The 19,826-nt window shown below is 56.8% G+C and carries 17 protein-coding genes and 5 pseudogenes; 17 read left to right on the top strand and 5 right to left on the bottom strand.

All coding sequences use genetic code 11. The features are described from left to right. The first annotated feature begins 70 nt into the window (after nt 1-70). The 3 genes from U0C82_RS18275 to U0C82_RS18265 are packed head-to-tail and all read left to right on the top strand — an operon-like array spanning nt 71 to nt 3,126. Nucleotides 71-913 (top strand): hypothetical protein, encoded by an 843-nt coding sequence (locus U0C82_RS18275; RefSeq protein ID WP_322189211.1) that lies wholly within the window; start codon nt 71-73, stop codon nt 911-913. Continuing rightward, nucleotides 903-1,430 (top strand): hypothetical protein, encoded by a 528-nt coding sequence (locus U0C82_RS18270; protein WP_322189209.1) that lies wholly within the window; start codon nt 903-905, stop codon nt 1,428-1,430. Before U0C82_RS18275 ends, U0C82_RS18270 begins: the two co-directional genes overlap by 11 nt. After that, complete coding sequence (locus tag U0C82_RS18265; protein ID WP_322189207.1) at nt 1,417-3,126, top strand: type IV secretion system DNA-binding domain-containing protein; 1,710 nt, start codon at nt 1,417-1,419, stop codon at nt 3,124-3,126. The genes U0C82_RS18270 and U0C82_RS18265 overlap by 14 nt, the downstream gene beginning before the upstream one ends. 50 nt (nt 3,127-3,176) lie before the next feature. On the opposite strand, the gene U0C82_RS18260 is transcribed toward U0C82_RS18265, so the two are convergent. Both U0C82_RS18260 and U0C82_RS18255 read right to left on the bottom strand, forming a co-directional pair. Then, nucleotides 3,177-4,889, bottom strand: coding sequence for a hypothetical protein (locus tag U0C82_RS18260; RefSeq protein WP_322189206.1), 1,713 nt, complete (start codon nt 4,887-4,889; stop codon nt 3,177-3,179). Next, nucleotides 4,886-5,380 (bottom strand): hypothetical protein, encoded by a 495-nt coding sequence (locus U0C82_RS18255; protein ID WP_322189204.1) that lies wholly within the window; start codon nt 5,378-5,380, stop codon nt 4,886-4,888. The genes U0C82_RS18260 and U0C82_RS18255 overlap by 4 nt, the downstream gene beginning before the upstream one ends. A gap of 401 nt (nt 5,381-5,781) precedes the next feature. Here U0C82_RS18255 and U0C82_RS18250 point away from each other — a divergent pair, with 401 nt between their 5' ends. The 7 genes and pseudogenes from U0C82_RS18250 to U0C82_RS18220 form a co-directional block, all read left to right on the top strand. After that, nucleotides 5,782-6,078 (top strand): type II toxin-antitoxin system HigB family toxin, encoded by a 297-nt coding sequence (locus U0C82_RS18250; protein ID WP_322189202.1) that lies wholly within the window; start codon nt 5,782-5,784, stop codon nt 6,076-6,078. Then, nucleotides 6,078-6,506 (top strand): helix-turn-helix domain-containing protein, encoded by a 429-nt coding sequence (locus U0C82_RS18245; RefSeq protein WP_322189201.1) that lies wholly within the window; start codon nt 6,078-6,080, stop codon nt 6,504-6,506. Before U0C82_RS18250 ends, U0C82_RS18245 begins: the two co-directional genes overlap by 1 nt. A gap of 413 nt (nt 6,507-6,919) precedes the next feature. Continuing rightward, nucleotides 6,920-7,441, top strand: a complete 522-nt coding sequence (locus tag U0C82_RS18240; protein WP_322189200.1) for a hypothetical protein — start codon at nt 6,920-6,922, stop codon at nt 7,439-7,441. Continuing rightward, on the top strand, nt 7,434-8,159 hold the full coding sequence (locus U0C82_RS18235) for a site-specific integrase (protein ID WP_322189198.1): 726 nt from the start codon (nt 7,434-7,436) through the stop codon (nt 8,157-8,159). Before U0C82_RS18240 ends, U0C82_RS18235 begins: the two co-directional genes overlap by 8 nt. Before the next feature lie 208 nt (nt 8,160-8,367). Further along, nucleotides 8,368-9,648, top strand: coding sequence for an IS21 family transposase (istA, locus tag U0C82_RS18230; protein ID WP_322189197.1), 1,281 nt, complete (start codon nt 8,368-8,370; stop codon nt 9,646-9,648). After that, nucleotides 9,648-10,292 (top strand): annotated as a pseudogene (gene istB, locus U0C82_RS18225) (IS21-like element helper ATPase IstB); the annotation flags it as partial. The gene istA and the pseudogene istB, both read left to right, overlap by 1 nt. Continuing rightward, nucleotides 10,244-10,687 (top strand): annotated as a pseudogene (locus tag U0C82_RS18220) (IS5 family transposase); the annotation flags it as partial. The pseudogenes istB and U0C82_RS18220, both read left to right, overlap by 49 nt. A 7-nt stretch (nt 10,688-10,694) precedes the next feature. Here U0C82_RS18220 and U0C82_RS18215 read toward each other — a convergent pair. Continuing rightward, nucleotides 10,695-10,886 (bottom strand): annotated as a pseudogene (locus U0C82_RS18215) (transposase); the annotation flags it as partial. A gap of 277 nt (nt 10,887-11,163) precedes the next feature. Here U0C82_RS18215 and U0C82_RS18210 point away from each other — a divergent pair. The 3 genes and pseudogenes from U0C82_RS18210 to U0C82_RS18200 all read left to right on the top strand — a co-directional run. Beyond that, a complete protein-coding gene (locus U0C82_RS18210) occupies nt 11,164-11,718 on the top strand; it encodes a fasciclin domain-containing protein (RefSeq protein ID WP_322189195.1) in 555 nt (184 codons plus the stop codon). 880 nt (nt 11,719-12,598) lie between these two features. Continuing rightward, nucleotides 12,599-12,988 (top strand): hypothetical protein, encoded by a 390-nt coding sequence (locus tag U0C82_RS18205; protein ID WP_322189193.1) that lies wholly within the window; start codon nt 12,599-12,601, stop codon nt 12,986-12,988. 105 nt (nt 12,989-13,093) lie between these two features. Beyond that, nucleotides 13,094-13,246: pseudogene (locus U0C82_RS18200) on the top strand (IS21 family transposase); the annotation flags it as partial. Here the strand turns inward: U0C82_RS18200 and U0C82_RS18195 are convergent. Next, a pseudogene (locus U0C82_RS18195) lies at nt 13,233-13,637 on the bottom strand (transposase); the annotation flags it as partial. The pseudogenes U0C82_RS18200 and U0C82_RS18195 sit on opposite strands and share 14 nt — an antisense overlap. 297 nt (nt 13,638-13,934) lie before the next feature. On the opposite strand from U0C82_RS18195, the gene U0C82_RS18190 reads away from it, so the two are divergent. The 3 genes from U0C82_RS18190 to U0C82_RS18180 all read left to right on the top strand — a co-directional run bounded on the left by U0C82_RS18190 (nt 13,935) and on the right by U0C82_RS18180 (nt 18,111). Continuing rightward, nucleotides 13,935-15,326 carry an HD-GYP domain-containing protein gene (locus U0C82_RS18190; RefSeq protein WP_322189191.1) on the top strand — a complete coding sequence of 464 codons (1,392 nt, stop codon included), beginning with the start codon at nt 13,935-13,937 and terminating at the stop codon, nt 15,324-15,326. A gap of 93 nt (nt 15,327-15,419) precedes the next feature. Further along, nucleotides 15,420-16,535, top strand: a complete 1,116-nt coding sequence (locus U0C82_RS18185; RefSeq protein WP_322189189.1) for a GGDEF domain-containing protein — start codon at nt 15,420-15,422, stop codon at nt 16,533-16,535. Between the two features lie 841 nt (nt 16,536-17,376). Beyond that, nucleotides 17,377-18,111 (top strand): outer membrane protein, encoded by a 735-nt coding sequence (locus U0C82_RS18180; protein WP_322189187.1) that lies wholly within the window; start codon nt 17,377-17,379, stop codon nt 18,109-18,111. A 191-nt stretch (nt 18,112-18,302) separates the two neighbouring features. Here the strand turns inward: U0C82_RS18180 and U0C82_RS18175 are convergent. After that, nucleotides 18,303-19,060 (bottom strand): IS5 family transposase gene (locus tag U0C82_RS18175; RefSeq protein WP_322189223.1). Its coding sequence is split into 2 segments (ribosomal slippage): nt 18,303-18,736 and nt 18,736-19,060, totalling 759 coding nucleotides; the frame shifts between segments, so codons are not numbered across the junction. A 376-nt stretch (nt 19,061-19,436) separates the two neighbouring features. Between U0C82_RS18175 and U0C82_RS18170 the strand changes: the two genes are divergently transcribed. Next, nucleotides 19,437-19,709: a hypothetical protein gene (locus tag U0C82_RS18170; RefSeq protein ID WP_322189185.1), complete on the top strand. Its 273-nt coding sequence runs from the start codon at nt 19,437-19,439 to the stop codon at nt 19,707-19,709. Nucleotides 19,710-19,826 lie beyond the last annotated feature (117 nt).

Here is a 19,826-nt window from a genome sequence, read left to right as displayed (position 1 = left end):
CAGAAAAGCTGAAACACTCCGGCTTGCTCGCTGGAAACACCGCGAGCTTCGAACCGGAGACATCACACGCATGACGAAAACACCGAAGACGCCAAACGCTTCGCTTCCCGCCTTTCTCGCAACAATCAGCCAGGAGTCGGCCGTCGGAAAGACGACGCTGATGACCCTGATTGCCGACGTTCTGACCCTCGAGAAGTCGCCTTATGCGGGTTTTCAGGCCGACGACAAGCCCCGCCTTGCGGCGATGCTTGGAGCCCGGGTCACGGACCTGAAGGTCGATGCGGATCTGCTGATCGAGCAGCCCTCGCTGCTGAGAACGACCTACAGCCCGCTTTACACCGCCTGCAGCGACGCAAAGAAGACGGGAACGACGGTTCTCCTGGATGCAGGAGCCCGCGAGGTCGAGAACATCGCGAATTTCTTTTCCGATGTGGACCTCGACGAAGATCTTGTCCGCTGGAATCTGACGACGAAATTCTTCGTCCCGGTCCAAGCGGATCCCGAGTCGATCGCTGGGGCAGCCATGACCTGGGAGCGAATGCAGAAGGTCGTCCCACATGCCCAGTTGATCCTCGTGGAAAATCTGCATGATCGCGGGCAGATTGATCGCCTGAAGGCGCAGAGTCCGGCTCGCATGATGTACGACAAAATTCTCGCGCCACTGGTCGTGAATGCGCCTCGGATCATCATGCCCGCTTTGGTTGTGGATTTCTGGCAGCCATTCGAGGAGTCCGGAACGCGGTTCCTTAAGGTGATGGCACTCGAGGCGGAAGACGGTGCCAGCCAGTTCTCCATGAGCGTGGGGGATTTCAAGATCGCGCGAGGCAATGTGACCAAATTCTTTGGCGCAATGCATCCGCAGATCAAGGCTGTCCTGATGCACTCCAGCGATGGAGCAGGCAATGCCCGATAATAGCAAAGAACATGACGGTTCCAAGAGCCGCGGGCAGAACGGCCGGTTGGAGGAGACTCCAACCTTGCCCACCCGAGCTGATGTTCGACGCAACCTTGCGGAGTGGGAAGTCGAGTTGCGCCGAAGGGTCGCGATTCTCGTCCGCAATGTCGTCGATCAGAACCAGCTGCCGAACGAACCCACCCTGCGCCGTCTCGGATTGGACGGGCGCAGGTATTATCAGACGTCGCTGCAGCTGGCGTTCCGGCGAAACATCGATGCTCAGGCAAACCGTGAAGTGGTTGCAGAGAACGCCGGCGATCGGATGCGCGGTCGAGCGCTCGTGCAACTGTCGAGCAAACCGAACTGGCATGACCGGCGATCGGAGCGTCCGAAATATACGAAAAGAGCCCGGAAGTCTTCGCGGCCCCTGGTCGCCGCAATCATCGTAGCGACGATCCTCACCCTCAATTCAGACCTTCTCGCGAAGGTCTTCACATCGCTTCTTGAAAGGATGACTTCCTATGGTCTTCTCTGATCTTGCCGTCGGGGTGAACCCCCGCAAGCATCCGGGCAATTCGGTCCTCAATGGTCTTCATACAGGCGCTTCGAGCATTGGCCTGACTTACGCTTCGGTTCTTGCGATCGAGGCCGCCCGTGACTTTCTCGGCCAGATGTATCCGACCCTGCTTCGGCTCCCTCCGCATGCTACAGACCTGTTTCCGCTTCCGGCGACGTCGGCTGCAGAAATTTGTGCTGTGATCGCGGCAGGGCTCGTCGCCGGAGGGTGGACATCATTTCTGACATGGCAGCGTACACCACGTACCGAGCCCTTTCAGCAGACCGACAGCGCGGACCCGAAAATCCATCGCGACGAGGTGGCAGAGCACCGTCTGAAGGAGCTGTTCCGTCACGAACAGGGGTCGGGTGCCGAAAAAGGCATGGCTATAGCCCCGCATGTGAGTATCCCCCGCGTCCTCGAACGCCGTAATATCATGGTGGTAGGGGCATCCGGATCGGGCAAATCGAATATCGTGCGAGCGCTTGCGGAGCAGGTGATCGAGCGTGGTGACTTCGTCGTCCTTCACTGTACGAAGGGTGACGTCACCAGCGCTTTTTCACTGCGGGATGTCGTGCTGATTTCCCCGACGCACCGCCGCGGCTGGGCCTGGGACATTGGCACCGACATCGATGGACCAGCCGCGGCAGCCGAGTTTTCGGCGTCGGTGATCCCGTCATCCAATCCGACCTTCTTCTCCGATACCGGCCGCCTGGTGATGACCGATCTCATCCTCATGATCGTTCAAAAGCACAAGACGGACTGGGGTGCGCGGGAGTTGCTTGCCGCCATACTGCAATCCCCTGACGAAATCCGCCAGCAGATCGCTCAACTTGATCTGAGTGCCAGCCCGCTTCTGGCAGAGGGGGATGCTGATGGGGTCTCGCGAACGGTCGAGAGTATCCTTGCGACGATCACCTCCGGGGCGCTCAAGACACTGCGCCCTATGGCGTATGCCTGGTCCCGGCAACCCGCTTACCGACGGTTCTCGGTCCAGCGGGCGCTGTCTTCGGCATGGACGGGGCCAAGAGTGCTGATTGTGCAATCCAACTCGGCATTCGACGAGCTTTCCACCAGCGTGTGCGGTGGTGTGCTGCGTCGCGTCTGTCAGTGCGTTGCCTCGCCCGTCGGAGGAAATGACCGCAAACCGGTTACCATGATGCTGGACGAGTTTTACTCCCTTGGCCGGATCGAGGGGATCGAGAGAAGTCTTTCGGTCGCACGCGAGCATGGAATCGCGACCGTCATTGCGCTCCAGTCGATCTGGCAACTCCGCCAAATCTACGGTGACGCCGCCGAGCTTCTGTCCGACATGTTCCAGATCAGAATCTACGGACGCCAGGTGCCGGGAGACGCCGTAGAGCGGGTTGCGCGTGATCTTGGAAGCCGGAAGATCAGCAGCACCAAGAAAAACAGGCTCGCCGAAGCGTCTGACACACGCAAACTCGTCTCACATGAGACCGATCGCCCGATCCTCTCGACCACCGAGCTATGCCGCGATCTCGGAAACTTCAATCCGGGAACGCCTCACGAGGTTATTCGGGCTGTGCTTTATTTCGCCGGTACCTCGTTTCTCCTCGATTGGCCGCCAACCCGGTGGGGACGCCGAAATGAAGGATACGAACCCGCCGCGTGGACAACCAAAGTGCCTATGGCACCCAAGCAAGAAGGATAAACGAGAATAACAAGAGCCCTGCCTGACGTCAGGCAGGGCTTGTTTTGAACTTAAACGACGAAGTCCTGGTTTTCTCGGACTATTCCGGTCCGTTCCGCCCAGATTTCTGCCTTCGATAGCGGAAAACTGAGCAGTGGTCCGTGAATGATAAGATGACCATTCTCATTCACATCAGACGACCATGGGTTCTCGACGTCACGAGACCAATTGTAAGTCACGTTGACAACGTCCGACGTTCTAATAACACGTTGAGCCGCTTCGAAGATTGCGGACCAGACTGGTTGCGCAAGCAGATCTATGAAAAAAGAATTCCAGATCTGATTGTGGATATCGAAGAGTGCGATGGAAATGGACCCGTCGATGAGTCCTTTGCCTTCACGTTTCAACCGACCGATCCAGAAAGCCACCAATTCGGCAGAGTCTGGAGGAGAATCTGCTTCAGCCATACTGAAAGTCGCGCCGTGGAGGCAAGCAGTCAAAAACTCCTCTTCAGTCAGCTCGCTCACGATCTGCTCGGAGCCGATCACTTGGTTGTCGTCCGATAGGGTTTCGGCATAGGCATCAGCCATCTGGTAGATTCGTTCCGCCAGATTGGGCGCGGGCCGCCCTCGTGGAACACCTCTTGAACCGAATGGAGCTTGAAGTCGCCTTCCCTCGAGCGGAAGACGTTCGGCTTCGAGGCGTAGATTGTCTGCGGCAACGCTTGGAACTTCATCGAGGGCTGCCCGCCAAGTTGCCTTTCGCAGGATCGCCAGAACCTGACTTTGCCACACCAGGATCATATCCGATGTCACAGGCGTAGCGGGTCGAACTTCGTTAGGGGCGTCTCTGCAGTATCGGGCATTGAACAGGCTGGCCGAAGCCTCAGGTGAGATCTCGAACGAAACCTGATCCAGAACACGATCGGCATTCTTCCCGAAAAGCGGCATATGGCTATTGTCGGACCGATTTCGCTTGAGAAGCGTCATCGGCGTGAATGTCTGTGCAAAATGAATTTCGTCATCCGGACCGGCGTCGAGGGTTGCAAGGAACAGACCCTCGCGTCTGATGAGATCGTATTTGTGGGGGCGACGGAGATGTTCGCGATACACGCGCTGTTTTTCGGCGATCAAACGCTTCGTATTTTGTTCTCCGATAAGCTCCTGCTTGACTTGCCTCGAAAGGGAAGGCGAAAGACCGCCCCGCAGGCTTTGGCAGCCGGACATTTGTCCAACACATTTCAGCACTTTTCCTTCGATAAACCAGGTACGATCGCCTTCTGGCAAACCATCAGTCGCGAACTTTTCCGCCCAGCCGAACATTTTAGGCCCGATTGCCTCGAGCATCCTGCCGAAGATGGCGGACGAGGAGTCGAGCGTTCGGTAGTGCTCCCTGACGAATCTGGAAACTATCTGATTGCCGCGTCCGGCATAGCGGAACGCGATCGGAGCCACATAGCCGCGCTGATTGAATTCACGCTCGGCCGCCGTCCAGTCAGACAGGGTGAAAAAACGAAGGGCTTCCGGATCGATGGCGTGGAGCACGAATTGTCTCGCGGGGTCGGGGTATTTCTCTTGGTAGTGCGCTATTACGTTTTCGACCGTAAAATCTCTATCGACTCTGGACTGGTCAATGAAAATCGTCCCTAGATAATTCTCATCTGATGGATCGATTTCGCGATAGAATTCATTCCAATCGACTTCCTGGAAGTCGTGATAAAATCCTTCATCGGGCTCGAGAGGCTCGAAGGTCGACGCGTGGATCAATTCGGCCCATGTGCTCATTCTGAGTATTCCTTTGGTTTTATACGTTCGAGACGGGAAAGAGCAGTTTCAAGTTCTTCCCCGGACACATCCTTGAAGTCGCGGGTTCGCGGCTTCCTGGAACGCGTCGATTGGTGTGAGCCAGGCAGGGGATCGCTGGATTGAAAAGGCCCGGGTCTTGGATTTTTCGAGCGTTCAGTCGGCGCGTTGGGGGCAACTCGCTCTACCGCATTCGGTTCACGATCTTGCGGTGATCGATCATGATCAGATTGCTTAGTGCGTCGAAAAGCGACGCGAAGATGATCGGCGGAATAGAGCTTACCTTCACCGCGATTTACGCCCGCATGCGCCAGCAAGCGCGCAATACTGGCCCAGGTTAGGCCCCGCTCACGGAGAGAAGCGATTGCTGCTCTGTGAGTTTTCAAGACCCGATCGAACGGAACGCGTTCGCCGCTGACCTCAAGATCAGCCCTAAAACGCTCTGCCCATTCTGATGCCGTTTTGGAAGTCATGATGCCTTCCTAGCAACTGACGATAAGGGAATAATCTCGAAAAACCGAGCAATTTGAAGCATTTCCGAAAAAGTCTAAAATGCTCTTTTTTGTTCTATCCACACCTGTGCATCTGCAGGTGCGTGGCCCGGAAGGGAGCCGGACGGTAAAGCTCTCGAACGAACGCCAAGCCGCCTGTCAAACAGATCCGCAGCATATTTCCCGTATTGGTAAAAGCCGGAGTTGAAAGCTTCGAGATCGAGACGAACCGCTTTCCTTTCAATTCGAAATCGAGGCTTTCTTCGCCTTTGAGGGCTGCCGTACGAGTGGTAGTCGTCGTTACCACCATGCAGCAAACACCGTAGCTGCCAAAAGCTGAAAATTACCTTGTTCCCAATTGTGGAACGGGCTATCTAGTTTTCATGCAAATTCTCTCGAAGCGGACGCTGCGACAGTTCTGGGAAAGACATCCACAAGCCGAAGCGCCTCTTCGAACTTGGTATGCGTTCGTTGACAAGGCCGAATGGAACACCCCAAACGAGATCAAGGCTCAGTTTGGAGCCAATGTGGATTTCGTTTCCGACAACCGGGTCATCTTCGACATCGGCGGCAACAAGTTCCGCCTGATCGTCCACGTCTCCTACGGGTTTCGTCGCGTTTTGGTTAAGTTCGTAGGGACGCATGCCGAGTACGACCGCATTAAACCGGAGACCGTCTGATGGATATTCGTCCAATCCGCACCGAAGCCGATTACGATTGGGCCTTGTCGGAGGTAGAGCAGTATTTCGTCCATGAGCCCGAGCCGGGCACCGCAGAAGCCGATCGCTTCGATGTGTTGTCCTCCCTGATCGAGGCCTATGAAGCGAAGACGTGGCCTATCGAGGCGCCAGATGCCGTGGATGCGGTGAAGACGGTCATGACCGATCGCCATATTTCACGCGAAAAGCTCGCACCGGTGTTTGGCTCAAAATCGCGTTTGTCAGAGTTTTTGAACCGCAAACGGGGGCTGACCATGGCTGTCGCCAACCGGCTTCATGATGAACTTCAGATCCCGGCGTCGGTCCTGATCCGGCCCTATGCTACGGTACCGCGTGAAGCGTCTGGTAGGAAGCGGGAGAAGGTTCGAGCCAGCGGAGCCAAGGCATGAGGGCCAGTCAGCTCAAGAAGGACGATTCCTACCTTCCCATCATTCGACTTCTGGGTGGGCTTGGAGGGTCAGAGGTCAGATCCTCCAATGCTGCATCACATTCCGAAGTCATCTCACTTTCCTGCCGCTCGAGTTAAACCTTGTACGTTCGACGAACGACGCTACCCAACTGGTAGGACGGTGAACTCAGGTGCGTATGTGTCTTCCTTTTCAACAGCGAGGTCAACTCGTTCACGACGAGAAGGAAAACTTCCACAACCAAAACGCGGCCCTACTGAAGAATGAAAGGCGCTTCGATTGGAATACGGCTTAAGGTCTTGCAAGTTCCGATATGGGAGAGTTGCTCGCAAACAGATTATCTATATGTGATAATGTCCTTTATCATATGAATAAGCTGAGTTAGCTTGGCGTGTATGGAGCTTCATGTCCGCAGCCTCGACGACGTCGACCGCCACTTGTCAGCGGTACACGCGGCAGCCGCCAAGACCCAAACCTGGATCGCGGCGCATGATGGATCGCCGATGGACCTTCTGCGTGCGATGAAGTTTGAGACGATCGGTTTCCATCCCGTCGCGGATCATGCCCTCAACGTCGTCGAGCAGATCAATCAGACCTTCACCTACGCGGTGGCGCTCGCTGCCGCCCGTACGCTTCTGGTCCGGCATCCCGACGCCGGCGGCTTTGTCTTGGCGCCCGGCGCGCACATGTCTCGACCACTCGACATCATGAGCGAAACCGATGGGCTCGTTGGCGCCGAGACTTTCGCTGCCGTAACGCCCGGCAACAACGGCAAGTTGGCCGCCGATCTCGCCAAACTCGCGAGTCGACCCGAGCGGTACCGTTACGTGTTCTTTGCTTCTCCACGATTCCCAGGAACGAACCGCCTTCAAAAATTCGAGCGAGATGGGGTCGAGGTATGGTCCGTTGATGTCTGATCATCAATCAATGGACCTCGTCGCAGCCAACGTAAAGGCTTCGATCCATGCGCTTGTCGCCGTTGCCAGTGAGCGCGCCTCCGTCCGCTTTCTTGAATTTTTCGCCTCCCATATTCGCAACCCGAACACTCGCCGCGCCTACGGCCGCGCTGTCGGTGAATTCCTCGTCTGGTGCGAGGCGCATAGCGTGGCGTCGATCGCTGTCGTCCAGCCGCTGCACGTCGCCGCCTACATCGAGGAACTGACACGTGAGCGCTCGGCCCCGACCGCCAAGCAGAGGCTTGCTGCGATCCGAGCCCTGTTCGACTGGCTGGTGGTTGGTCAGGCCGTACCAGTGAACCCGGTCGCTTCCGTCCGCGGTCCTTCGCATAGCGTCCGCCGTGGCAAGACACCCATGCTCGATCCGTCCGAGGCGCGGCAGCTTCTCGACAGCATCGACGTGTCGACGCCTGCAGGTCTCCGCGATCGGGCGCTCATCGGCCTCATGGTATATTCCTTCGCGCGGATCGGTGCGGCGCTCGGGATGGCTGTCGGCGACGTCTATGTCCAAAACCTCCGTCTCTGGGTTCGGCTGAACGAGAAGGGCGGCAAGCGGCACGAAGTGCCCTGTCACCATAACCGGAAACTTACCTGCACGCCTATCTCGACGGATGCAGCATCGCGGAGGATCGGAAAGGGCCGCTGTTCCGCACGATCAGGCGCGGCACGGGGGAGCTAACCCGTACGCCCCTGCCCCAAGCCAATGCCTACGCCATGATCCAGCGGCGCTCGACCGCCGCCGGTATTGGTACGCGGATCGGCAACCACACCTTCCGGGCCACCGGCATTACAGCCTATCTTAGAAACGGCGGCTGTCGGGCGAACTGAGAAACTGACCCCCTGACGAAACGAAGAATTGCCCCTCTCGACAACGAGAGGAAAACGCCATGGCGATTGAGAATACGGGCAAGACTGCATCATCGAAGGCGATGCAGGATGAGACGATGCTCGAGAACGAAGAGGTGGCCGCAATGATGCGGCTACATGAGGCCGGGTGGGGCGCCAAGCGGCTTGCCCGCGAGTTCGGTTGTGCCCGCAATACGGTTCGGCGTTATCTCCGCGAAGGTGGTCCTGTCTCTTTCTACCAGCCGTCTCGCCGTACGGCATTCGATGGTCTGGACGACTGGCTTCGCGAGCGCTTCTTACGTCACGGGGGGAATGCGGACGTCATCCGCCAGGAGCTTGCGAGCGAGCATGGGATCGTCATCGGACTGCGGTCGGTCGAATTGCGGGTTCAGCGCTGGCGCCGCGAACTGAAGGCGCAGACGCGGGCGACGGTCCGCTTCGAGACGGCGCCCGGCCAGCAGATGCAGATAGACTTCGGCGAAACACGCGTTTGGATCGGCAACGAACGGGTGCGCGTGCATGTGTTCGTGGCGACGCTGGGCTATTCACGGCGACTGCACGTCCGCCCTTCGTTGCGCGAGCGTCAGGCCGACTGGTTCAAGGGAATGGAAGGCTCGTTTCTGCGGTTCGGCGGCGTTCCCATGGAAGTCCTGTTCGATAATCCGAAAGCGCTGGTCGAGCATCACGATCGTACGACGCGCGAGGTACGCTTCAACGATCGGCTTCACACCTTCGCACGATATTGGAGCTTCGCGCCGAAGGCTTGCGCTCCGTTCCGAGCCCGCACGAAGGGTAAGGACGAGCGCGGCGTCGGCTATGTGAAGAAGAACGCGATTGCCGGACGACGGTTCGAAAGCTGGTCCGCCTTCGAGGCGCATCTCGATCAATGGACCCGAGAGATTGCTGACCGGCGTATCCACGGTACGACCGGCATTGCACCGGCGGAACGTTTTGCCGAAGAGGCCGGCGCGCTTCGCCCGCTTGGTGGAAAGGCGCCTTTCGGCCAACTTCGTGATCTCGTTCGCAAGGTGCAGGCGGACTGCGCGATCGACCTCGACACCAACAGCTACTCGGTCCCATGGCGTCTGATTGGCGAGAGCGTCCAGGTGGTAGTGCTCGGCGGACGCGTTGTCATACGCCATGCCGGCGAGGTCGTTGCCGACCACCCTGTTTGCGGCGGACGACGTCAGCGGATCGTCGACCGGGCCCATCTGATCGGCGTCATCGGCGCGAGTGGTCCGGTTTGCTCTGAAGTCCCGCCACCGCCGGCCCTGTTGCGCCCGCTTGCCGAATACGAAGCGCTTGTCGGAGGAGCCTGGTGATGGCGACGATCGACCACGAGACGCTGATCGCTCACCTCGATCGGCTCAAGCTGACGGCGATCCGCGATCAGCTCGATACGCTTCTCGACGAGGCGGCGCGTTCGAAGATGACGCTTCGCGAAGCGCTTGCCTTCCTCGTGACGCGTGAGATCGCCCGTCGCGACGAGCGGCGGATCTCGATGGCGAGTAAGATCGCCCAGTTCCCCTTCGTGCGCGAGCTCGACGGCTTCGACTTCGAGGCACAGCCCTCGCTCGATCCCGGCCATATCCGGGAACTGGCGACATGCCGGTGGATCGCCCACGGCGATACCGTCCTCTTTCTCGGGCCGCCTGGAACGGGCAAGACCCATCTCGCCGTTGCGCTCGGCCGCGAGGCGATCCGACAGAATTATAGCGTCCAGTTCGTGACCGCTGCCACGCTGGTGGCGATGTTGTCGAAGGCGCATGCCGATGGGCTTCTGGAGAAACAGCTGGCGACCCTGTCGCGGCCCAAACTGCTGATCATCGACGAGATCGGCTACCTGCCGTTTGAAGCGAACGCGGCGCATCTGTTCTTCCAACTGGTGTCGCGGCGCTACGAGAAAGGATCGATCATGATCACGTCCAACCGCTCGGTCGGCGAATGGGGCGGTGTCTTCGGCGAGGCTATGGAACCAAGGCCTGCGTAATGGCCGACGGCGCAGGGCACGCCATCGCCTTTCGTCTGGCACCAAGACAGGCGCACGAACTGCCCCACGCCGTTCCGCTTCTCGACCGCCTGCCAGACGTGCCCAAGTGGGTGGTGGCGGACCGCGGCTACACCAGTCACGCCTTTCGACAGCACATCTGGGACATGGGCTCGCGCCCTGCTATTCCGCCCCTGCGACACGAGGCACCAGTCGCTTGCCCGGACTGGATCTACAACAACCGCAACAAGGTTGAACGGCTTTGGGCACGGCTGAAGGAATGGCGTGCCGTCGCAACAAGATACGAGAAAACGGCCACCAGCTTCCTCAGCGTCCTCTGCCTCGCTGCCGCTCTCGATTGGGTCATGTGCTAACAGGCCCTAGATCCTCCTGACGGTCAGGAGGGGGTGCTTCGAGTTCTCGCTCCCGGTGCTTGGTCAGCCAGTTTCGCAGCGTCGATCGACCAATCCCAAGGTCGTCAGCGATCTGCTTCTGCGAGCGTCCACTGGTCTCAACGAGACGAATGGCCCCCGCCTCAAATTCCTTGCCGAACCGGCGATGTGTTCTGCCCATGACATGCTCCTGTTTCTTTCAGAAAAGCTCTCCACTTTCCCAAAGCAAGTCCATCTCGGCTAAAGCACTAGATGGTATTGAGCTTTCCGGACGCTGGGCCACCCAAGCGTCGTTGGCCCACGCTTTGCAGAATCTTGGTAAGCAAGACTCACTACGAGATGTTTCTAGGAGTCTCGGAGCGGCCAAACCGGTTCCTGCATCTTAACGACTACGACCGCGTAGCTCCCGGTAAGGCGCGACAAGAATGTCGTGCTGGTCAAAAAGGGAGACCCATTCTATGACATCCATTCTCAAATCCACGCTGCTTGCTGCTTCGCTCAGCCTTGCCTCAGTGCCCGCAGTCTTTGCGCAGAACCCGACCGTCGGTGGCGCCGCGATGTCGACGAACAAGAACATTGTCGAGAACGCCGTCAATTCTCCGATCCACACAACGCTGGTGGCTGCTGTCAAGGCTGCCGGTCTTGTGGACACGCTCGCTTCTCCCGGCCCGTTCACTGTGTTTGCCCCCACCGATGCGGCGTTTGCCAAGCTCCCGGCCGGAACGGTGGACACGCTTCTGAAGCCTGAGAACAAAGGGCAGTTGACCAAGGTGCTCACGGCCCATGTGGTGTCCGGTAAGCTCTCGGCCGGTCAGATTCTCGCCCGTGCGAATGAGATGAACGGCCGCTACCCCATGAAGACCGTTTCTGGCGACACGATCGTCGCCATGCCTGAAGGGCAAGGTCTCGCGATCATGGACGAAAGCGGCGGCAAGACGATCATCACGATTGCCGACGTCGATCAGTCAAACGGCGTGATCCACGTTGTAAACAACGTTCTTCTGCCGAAATAACTCATCCGGCAGGCGTCACCGAGGTGCGCATGAGAAAACCCGGACAGATGCAGAAGCGTCCGGGTTTTTTGTCCAACATTTGACATTCGATCGGCTGGTGGAATCAAGATCAAGCTATCCGCCGAACCACGCTGGGGGCCGCGTTGGGATGTCGGCGCGCTCTTTGTCCAATGCGTGTGCGGTCTTTTTTTAACGTCCAGTCGCGGTGGCGGAGCCAGGCGCTCAACGCGCTGCGGCCGATCCGGACATCCGCCTCCGCCCCTAGACGGCGCGCCATCTCGTCGGGCGTGATATCCTTCTGCACCTCGATCATCCCGACAATGAAGGCCGCGTGCCGATCACGGGTCGACCCCCGCCGCCCGCACTGCGGCCGGACCGTCCGCTTGCCAATCCTGATCCTCCCAATTCACCGGATCGCCGTTGATATGCCAATCCCGAACTGAGCGGCAACCAGCCGTGCTGACATTCCATCCGAGGACGCCTTCAGAACTTGTGACCGCAGATCCTCGTTCAACGCTCTGGCCATCATCCACCTCCATCGAGGTAGAAATGGGATCAGACCCAGCGCCGACCGTCACGTCACATCCGATGTATCGATCGAAGGACGTGCTCTAGAGGAGGGAAACGCGCCGCAGTGGCGGGAGGCGAAGGGTTTCTGCAGGCGTCCATGTGTGCTGCTGGCGTAGATAGACCGCAGAAAATGAACCGAAGGGGAGATCATGCGAAGGATTATAAACGAATTTCGCTTTCGATCACTAATAGCTAATAATTCAGCTTTCCTTATCAATAATAAGTGAGCGGAATATTTTGCTATGCCGTCAAATCTTTCGTCAAACTGCAACGTAGCTGAAGTGTGTATAAATCATTTGAAGGAATTACTATGACCCACCTGATCTGTAAGACCACTTTGGTCGCCGCAACGTTCGCAGCTGTTGCAGCCTACTCGATCCCCGCCAGCGCCCGGATCGTGCCGGGCTCAGAATACGGGACTACTCAAAGCGAGGAAGCTTCGCGCGCCAGTGTTTCCAATCCTGCAGCTAACGTTGCCGGCACCACTCTAAACGCATCGCGCGTTTATGGTTACAACAAGACCGTTCCAGGCTCTGACTACGACCGCATGTCCGGAGAGGAAGACACCCGCGACGACGTCCGCCGCATGACAGGCGGAACGGACGCAACACGCGTCAACCCCAACTCTGCGCGGATCGTGCCTGGATCCGACTATGGTAGTGAGGCAAACGAAGTTCGCGAACGCGCCAGCGTTCTGTAGTGATTTCGTCGAAACAAAAGAGGCCGTTTTTCAATTCAAACGTGCCGAGGGCCATGCGTTACTTCGGCACGTGCGAGGGAATAATTAGATATTCTAAAAGCGGTGAACCGGCCCGTCAGCCTCCGTGTCTATCCGGCCCGGCTTTACATTGCGGCCGAGGGGTTGCCTTTGTGCGAGCATAAGCGGCGGATCGATCAATCGTATCACTTGTTGCCACGCACGATCTACGACTGGCGTCATTATATCGCGGTGATGCGGCATACCTCATTCGTCGTCGCCCCCATCCGCGATCATGCATTTTAAGCAAGCGGTTCTCGAGGGTGAGATCGGCTAGGCATTCCTTCAGGTCGCGAGCCTCACGGCGCAGTCCCTTGACCTCGTCAATGGTGGCGGCACGAGCGGTGTCGCCGGACAGGCGACGCTTGCTGGCCTCAAGGAATTCTTTCGACCAAGAATAATAAAGATTCTGCGCGATGCCTTTCCGCCGGCACAGTTCGGCGATGCTGTCATCGCCACGCAAGCCATTAAGGACAATGCGGATCTTGTCTTCGGACGAGAAGTGTCGGCGGGTCTGACGCCGAATGTCTTTCACGACCTGCTCAGCAGGTGCCTTCCCAGGCAATTTTAGATTGGAGGATTTGGCCTTCATCTTCGTTCCTTCGTCACTACGACGAAGCCCAAATCCTCCTCACATCACAACCTCGAATTTGTGCAATAGGCGCTGACGGGGGACAGGCATGGCAACACTTCAGTTGGTCTCGATAACCGAGCCGATCATACACCAGCTCCGAGGTGCTGCACTTCACGCTGGAACTCAAGGGTAAATCTTGCGAACGGCCTCTCAAAGCATTTTTTACTACATTGTAAGATTGCAGCGGCTAATAAGAGTTTTGTGTAAATTATGCGGTAGTTTTCGGGATTAAAGACTAGAGACGAGGAGTTCTGCATGATCATCGACATCGTAGCGAGAGAAAGTGTAAAATCCTCACAGAATGTCCTGTTATCAGATTTGCTCGGTGCCTTGTCCTATGCGTTGGATCTGACAGAAGGTCAGCCGGCTGGTCACTGCATCCGTGCAACATACATCGCACAGGCGATCGGTAGACGTCTCGGTCTGCCGGACCTCCAGCTCTGGGAACTCTATTATATGGTGATGCTAAAGGATCTCGGTTGCTCATCGAACGCGGCGCGGATTTGCGAACTTTATCTTTCCGACGATATCAGTTTTAAGCAGAATTTTAAAACGCTTGGAACTTCGTTGCCAAAAATTCTTGGCTTCGTGGTTTCACACACCGGCCGTAAGTCGCCTCTCGGGGAACGGCTGAAAGCGATCGTTAATATTCTCAAAAACGGCGGTGAGATTGTCGATGAGTTGATCGAAACACGCTGCCATCGTGGTGCCGAGATCGCGGCAGCCCTTCGCTTTCCGAGAGCTGTCTGCGAAGGGATACATGCTCTTGATGAGCGGTGGAATGGCGAGGGGCGACCGGAGCGCCGCGCCGGCACAGCAATTCCTCTCTACGCACGCATAGCGCTTTTATCTCAGGTTGTTGATGTTTTCCATTCTGCGGCAGGACCGCAAGCAGCGCTCGACGAGATTGAGGCCCGTACCGGTCATTGGTTCGACCCACATATTGCCAACGTTTTTGCCGAGATTGCTACAGAGCCAAGCTTCTGGGACGAGCTACGGCGAGATGATCTTGCTCAACGCGTTGTCGGTATGGAGCCACCAGGTAGCTTGATCCGTGTTGATGATAAATATCTAGACGAGATCGCTCAAGCTTTCGCACAGGTCATCGATTCCAAGAGTCCGTTCACATCCGGTCATTCCGAGCGCGTCGCGATCTACGCAGAGATAACAGCCCAACAACTCGGATATTCAGAGGCTGACTGCCGCTGGCTTAAGCGGGCCGCTCTCTTGCACGATATCGGTAAGCTCGGCGTCTCAAATTCAATTCTCGACAAGAACGGCAAGTTGGATGACGAGGAATGGATCGCGATGCGCTCACATGCCGACCTTTCGGAAAAAATTCTTGCCCGCGTCCCAATCTTTTCGGAAATGGCGAGGATCGGTGGTGCTCATCATGAAAAGCTCGACGGACGCGGTTATCCACGCGGCCTGAAAGGTGATGAGATCGACGAGCGTACGCGCATTGTATCAGTCGCAGACGTCTTCGATGCACTGACGGCAGATCGTCCATATCGAGCGGCGATGTCTGTCGAGAAGGCCTTGTCGATAATGTGGGCCGAAGTCGGCTCAGCTTTCGACGGGCGGTGTCTAGCGGCCTTGGAAAGAGCGATCACTCAGACTGAAATTGGATTTCCACGCGTTGCTTGAACACGTCCAACCCAAAGCTAACTGATCAAGGCACTTGGTAACCTTCTGCCGTTATCCTGCAGCAAATTTGGGCAATAAGGCAAAACGACGACTATGGTTACCCCTGATTTCCTGCTTGGGATCATCAACGGATTGGGGATTTTCGCTTTGTTGACGATGGCCTACGGCCGCATTTTACAAGGCATCCAATTAGGTTGGGCAAGAGATCTTATATTCGGGTGCCTTTTTGGAGCAGGCGCAAGCCTTGCCATTGCAAATACGGCTGAATTTCAACCTGGTTTGTTCATCGATCCAAGAGCCGTCATGCTCATTCTTGCCGCACCGTTCGGAGGCTCAGTCGCAGCAATTGTCGCTGCAGCAATCACTTCGGCCGTCAGGCTATGGTGCGGCGGGGTTGGCGCTTACGCCGGCGTTGCTAATATTGTTTCAACCGCGTTGCTCGGCATGCTTATCACGTCGGTTCTGTTTGAAGAAAATAAGCCGAAATCCGTTCAAGATCTCCTATGGCTCGGATTGGCAAGCAATGTTCCATTGCTCTTTATTCTGACCGTGCCGATCGAAAACGCAAACGCAATGTTTTGGCGCGCGATCGGTCCGTTAACGGTTGCCGATACCCTTGGCGTCCTCGTCCTTGGCCGCGTCCTTTGTAACGAACGCAAATCCTTCTCCATGAGAAAACAGCTGGTTATTGAAGCGTTGACGGATCCGCTGACCGGTCTACCCAATCGGCGTCAATTCGAACGTGAGTTCGATCGTATGATTGACAATGCCCGACTAAGCCAAACATCGCTATCAATGCTCATTATTGATATCGATCTCTTCAAGCGCGTCAACGACACTTTCGGCCATGATATCGGTGATAAGATACTGATCGAGGTCGCAGATGCCATTCGTAAGAATATTCGTGTCGATGACATTCTAGCCCGGTTCGGAGGTGAGGAGGTCATTATCGCCATGCCTAAAACTGATGTCGCGGAAGCAGCTCGAATTGCCAATCGCATTCGTTCTAACATTGAGCGTAATATCTCTTATGGCAGCCGTGAAAATGGAAACATCACAGTCAGCATAGGGATAGCGACTCAGCGAGGAAGAAACGTCTCTTTCAGGACGCTTTTTAAGGCGGCGGACGAAGCGCTGTACGAAGCGAAGGAAAAGGGGCGTAACCGGGTCGCGGTTTCATCTCGACGGTCGATTGATCATGCGGCGTAACGGAGAAGTCCATTTGGCTTTCCGTTCAAAGCCATTGATGGCAGGCAACTCGTTCCTGCTCTCTGTCCACCATTTTGGATCACATCCGAGACGCGTTGGGAATTCAACGAGAGTTAGATAATCCAAGAGTTGGTATTACCCCATGCATCTGGCCCCGCGATGCTGCGACCATGCACGCGCCATCGGTCTCGCACGTCGATCGCCCGCTATGGCGAATGGTCGATGCCGAATGCACGGTGGGAAGTCGTCCGGCCCATCGAAGGGCTCTCAAAACACCCTGAAGCATGGAATGCGGTCAGCCGAGTTCGTCGCGTGGCGAAAAGCGGCGAATGACGTTCGAGAGAACCGCGCGATCGTCAAAGAGATAAAGGGCTGTACCAAGCCAAAGTCGGAACGAACACGGAGACGGGGTGGCGCTGAGAGGCAAAATTGCCGGACTTTGCGCCAGAAAACTTCATACCTTTGAAATCGTTAGGGTAAAGACTGACGTGGCGACACATGTCGACCAAGGAAGGATGCGATTGTGTATTGGCCGCCCATTAACTTCTACATGTACGCGATCATGGCCGCCATCTTCGCCTATGCCGTCGTCGCTTTCGAGAAGTCGTTTTTGATCGGCTGATTCCAAACTACAAAAACCATGCAGACAGTATTGTCGGATATTTTTTGAACTATTGCTATTGCGGCATATGCAATCTGATTATTTTCGGCGAACGTGACATTTCATATTATAGGAGAGGGATTATAAATGCGGTACTTAATTACGTCACTCCTGACAGCTTCAGCCACCCTAGCGTTTGCATCCACATCGCTCGCAGCCGACGTCGTCTATCAGGAGCCGATGATGGATTCCGCGCCGATGATGGACGTCATGCCCGTCGCATCCGGCTGGACCGGCCTCTATGTCGGTGTGCAGGGTGGTGGCGCCTTCAATCCGGAAGATCCGGACAATGTCACGCTGTCGCCGAACGGCTTCGCGTTCCAGGGGTCCGCGATCCAGCGCGCATTCGGAAGCAACTTTGATTCGAACTTCGATTCGAGCTTCATCGGCGGTGCGCACATCGGTTACGACTACCAGATCGATCAGATCGTCCTCGGTGTCATTGCAGACCTCAACGCACTCGACGTAACGCGCTCCTCGAACGCCGACTCGAACACCCCGGCCTTCTACCGCACCAACCGCAACCTCGACTATCTCGGCACGGTCCGCGCTCGCGCCGGTTACCTCGTCACCCCATCGGCCCTGGCCTACGCGACCGGTGGTCTGGCCTATGGCGAAGTTGACTATTCCTTCTCGACCAATTCGCCGGCAGCGCTGGGCAACAATCCGCGCGCGATCGTCAGCGAAGACGAGGACGATTTCGGTTACACCGTCGGTGGCGGCATGGAAGTCAAGTTCACCGAGAACATGTCGTTCGGTGCCGAATATCTCTACACCAATCTCGGCGGCAGCGGCTCGACCCGCCTTTCGGGCGGACCTTTCGCCGGCGGCGTGAACGGCTCGACCGATTTCGACGTCAACGACGATTTCGACTTCCACACGGTCACCGCGAAAATCTCCTACAAGTTCAACTAAGCCTCCAGCTCCGTTTGAACCTCAGAAGACCGGCGCCGAAAGGCGCCGGTTTTCTGTCTGCGCATTTGTCGAACTCTTTATGCGATTGCCCTTCATCCCGGCCAAACGTGAAAAGATCATCGGAGACGGTACGCATATCCTAAATTGACCGAAATTGAGCATACTCAAAAACCTCTAGGTCGCGTCTGCATTCATCTGAGCCATATCATTGCGCAAGCGAGATGAACGAAACCCATGAAGGCGGGAAGCGTCTTCTCGCAGCGAAGTGCAATTCGGCGGAAGCGCTTGAGCCGGTTGAAGATACATTCGACCTGATGGCGCTCCTTATAGAGAGCCCAATCGATTGCAGGGGTCCGCCTGCGCGTCGGGTTCGCCTTGATCTGGGCCGTGGCGTCGAGATCACCGACGATGAAGGCGCGCAGGGCATTACTGTCATAAGCGGCGTCGGCGATGACATGACCGACGCCCGACATGCCTTCCAGAAGGCCTTTTGCCTGAGGACAGTCACCATGATGACCGGGCGTCGGATGGATGCGAAGCGGCAGGCCGATCGCGTCGACGGCCGCATGCAGCTTGGTGGTCAGGCCGCCGCGCGAGCGTCCGATGGCGGCAGCTTGAGCCCCCTTTTTGCCCCGCTCGCATCGGCGTGGACCTTCGAGATGGTGCTGTCGACGAGGACGTATTCGAAATCGGGATCCTCGGCCAAGCTCTCAAACAGGCGTTGCCAGACGCCGGCGAGAGACCAGCGCCGGAACCTGGCATGAACACCGGTCCACTTGCCAAATTGAGGCGGCAGATCGCGCCAACGCGCTGCATTACAGGCCATCCACAGGATGGCATCGACGAACAGTCGGTTGTCGACACCGCTGCGACCGGGATCACTTTGTTTGCCAGGAAGCAGGCCTTCGATGCGTGCCCACTGTCGATCGGTAAGGGTTCGTCTGCTCAAGATCGTTCTCCGTTTGCGATCTTGAATCAAATTCAGACCCAGAACGGAATCCCTTGAATGCAGACGCGACCTAGAGCAGGGAGCGCTCGCCTCAGCTTTGCGCCCAAGCCCGTCATTCTCAATGGCATAGTGCTTATCCAAAAGCGGCCATTCGTTCTTCGCCATGCTGACCGGGGATCTGAGCGGCGTAGAAACCATTTTGAAAAAGCGATGGGCTTTAAAAGAACGCGTTTAATTTAGTTTGATAACATCGGTGTGTGCGCTCCATTGATTAGCCGCCTATGTATTGACGTCTTTCTCTTGCCATGCTCATCCGTCACAAACCAAGTGCCGGGGTGGCCGATGATCCTCGGCTCATAAGTATGCGCGAGGGTTGATGCGTCTCTGGACGGTGACAGGGCTAGCAAGACTGGCGAGCGCGTTCGTGCTCGCCATCGCCGTCCTGTGCGCCCCCGTCGGATCATCCGCGTTTCACGAAGCCGCTGCAATCGGACATGCTGACTTCGCGGACGAGCACCACGGCCACTCACATCACTTCAACGAGCCGAACGACGACTTTGCCGCTGCGGGCTTCGAAGACCATCACAAGCATAATCCGGCCGACCATAGTCATGACAAGGCCGGCGATCTGCCGCGTTTCGAATGTTGATTTCCAAGCGGAACTGACCCGGGTTTTCCATCGAGAAGTGACCCGGCTTCAGTTTACTTTGAGAGGGTCATGTCTGGGTCAAGGGATGTGCGTTCTCCTTCTTCGTGCGGTTGACGA

This window comes from Fulvimarina uroteuthidis, assembly GCF_034321785.1.
Taxonomy (GTDB): domain Bacteria; phylum Pseudomonadota; class Alphaproteobacteria; order Rhizobiales; family Rhizobiaceae; genus Fulvimarina; species Fulvimarina uroteuthidis.
This window is presented reverse-complemented; position numbering and strand designations above follow the sequence as displayed.

Coding starts and splice junctions, on each gene's coding strand:
- U0C82_RS18245 (WP_322189201.1), top strand. CDS start 6,078: ATGGATATTCGTCCAATCCGCACCGAAGCCGATTACGATTGGGCCTTG.
- U0C82_RS18205 (WP_322189193.1), top strand. CDS start 12,599: ATGACCCACCTGATCTGTAAGACCACTTTGGTCGCCGCAACGTTCGCA.
- U0C82_RS18180 (WP_322189187.1), top strand. CDS start 17,377: ATGATGGATTCCGCGCCGATGATGGACGTCATGCCCGTCGCATCCGGC.
- U0C82_RS18170 (WP_322189185.1), top strand. CDS start 19,437: ATGCGTCTCTGGACGGTGACAGGGCTAGCAAGACTGGCGAGCGCGTTC.
- U0C82_RS18255 (WP_322189204.1), bottom strand. CDS start 5,380: ATGACTTCCAAAACGGCATCAGAATGGGCAGAGCGTTTTAGGGCTGAT.
- U0C82_RS18190 (WP_322189191.1), top strand. CDS start 13,935: ATGATCATCGACATCGTAGCGAGAGAAAGTGTAAAATCCTCACAGAAT.
- istA (WP_322189197.1), top strand. CDS start 8,368: ATGGCGATTGAGAATACGGGCAAGACTGCATCATCGAAGGCGATGCAG.
- U0C82_RS18265 (WP_322189207.1), top strand. CDS start 1,417: ATGGTCTTCTCTGATCTTGCCGTCGGGGTGAACCCCCGCAAGCATCCG.
- U0C82_RS18275 (WP_322189211.1), top strand. CDS start 71: ATGACGAAAACACCGAAGACGCCAAACGCTTCGCTTCCCGCCTTTCTC.
- U0C82_RS18270 (WP_322189209.1), top strand. CDS start 903: ATGCCCGATAATAGCAAAGAACATGACGGTTCCAAGAGCCGCGGGCAG.
- U0C82_RS18210 (WP_322189195.1), top strand. CDS start 11,164: ATGACATCCATTCTCAAATCCACGCTGCTTGCTGCTTCGCTCAGCCTT.
- U0C82_RS18250 (WP_322189202.1), top strand. CDS start 5,782: ATGCAAATTCTCTCGAAGCGGACGCTGCGACAGTTCTGGGAAAGACAT.
- U0C82_RS18235 (WP_322189198.1), top strand. CDS start 7,434: ATGTCTGATCATCAATCAATGGACCTCGTCGCAGCCAACGTAAAGGCT.
- U0C82_RS18240 (WP_322189200.1), top strand. CDS start 6,920: ATGGAGCTTCATGTCCGCAGCCTCGACGACGTCGACCGCCACTTGTCA.
- U0C82_RS18260 (WP_322189206.1), bottom strand. CDS start 4,889: ATGAGCACATGGGCCGAATTGATCCACGCGTCGACCTTCGAGCCTCTC.
- U0C82_RS18185 (WP_322189189.1), top strand. CDS start 15,420: ATGGTTACCCCTGATTTCCTGCTTGGGATCATCAACGGATTGGGGATT.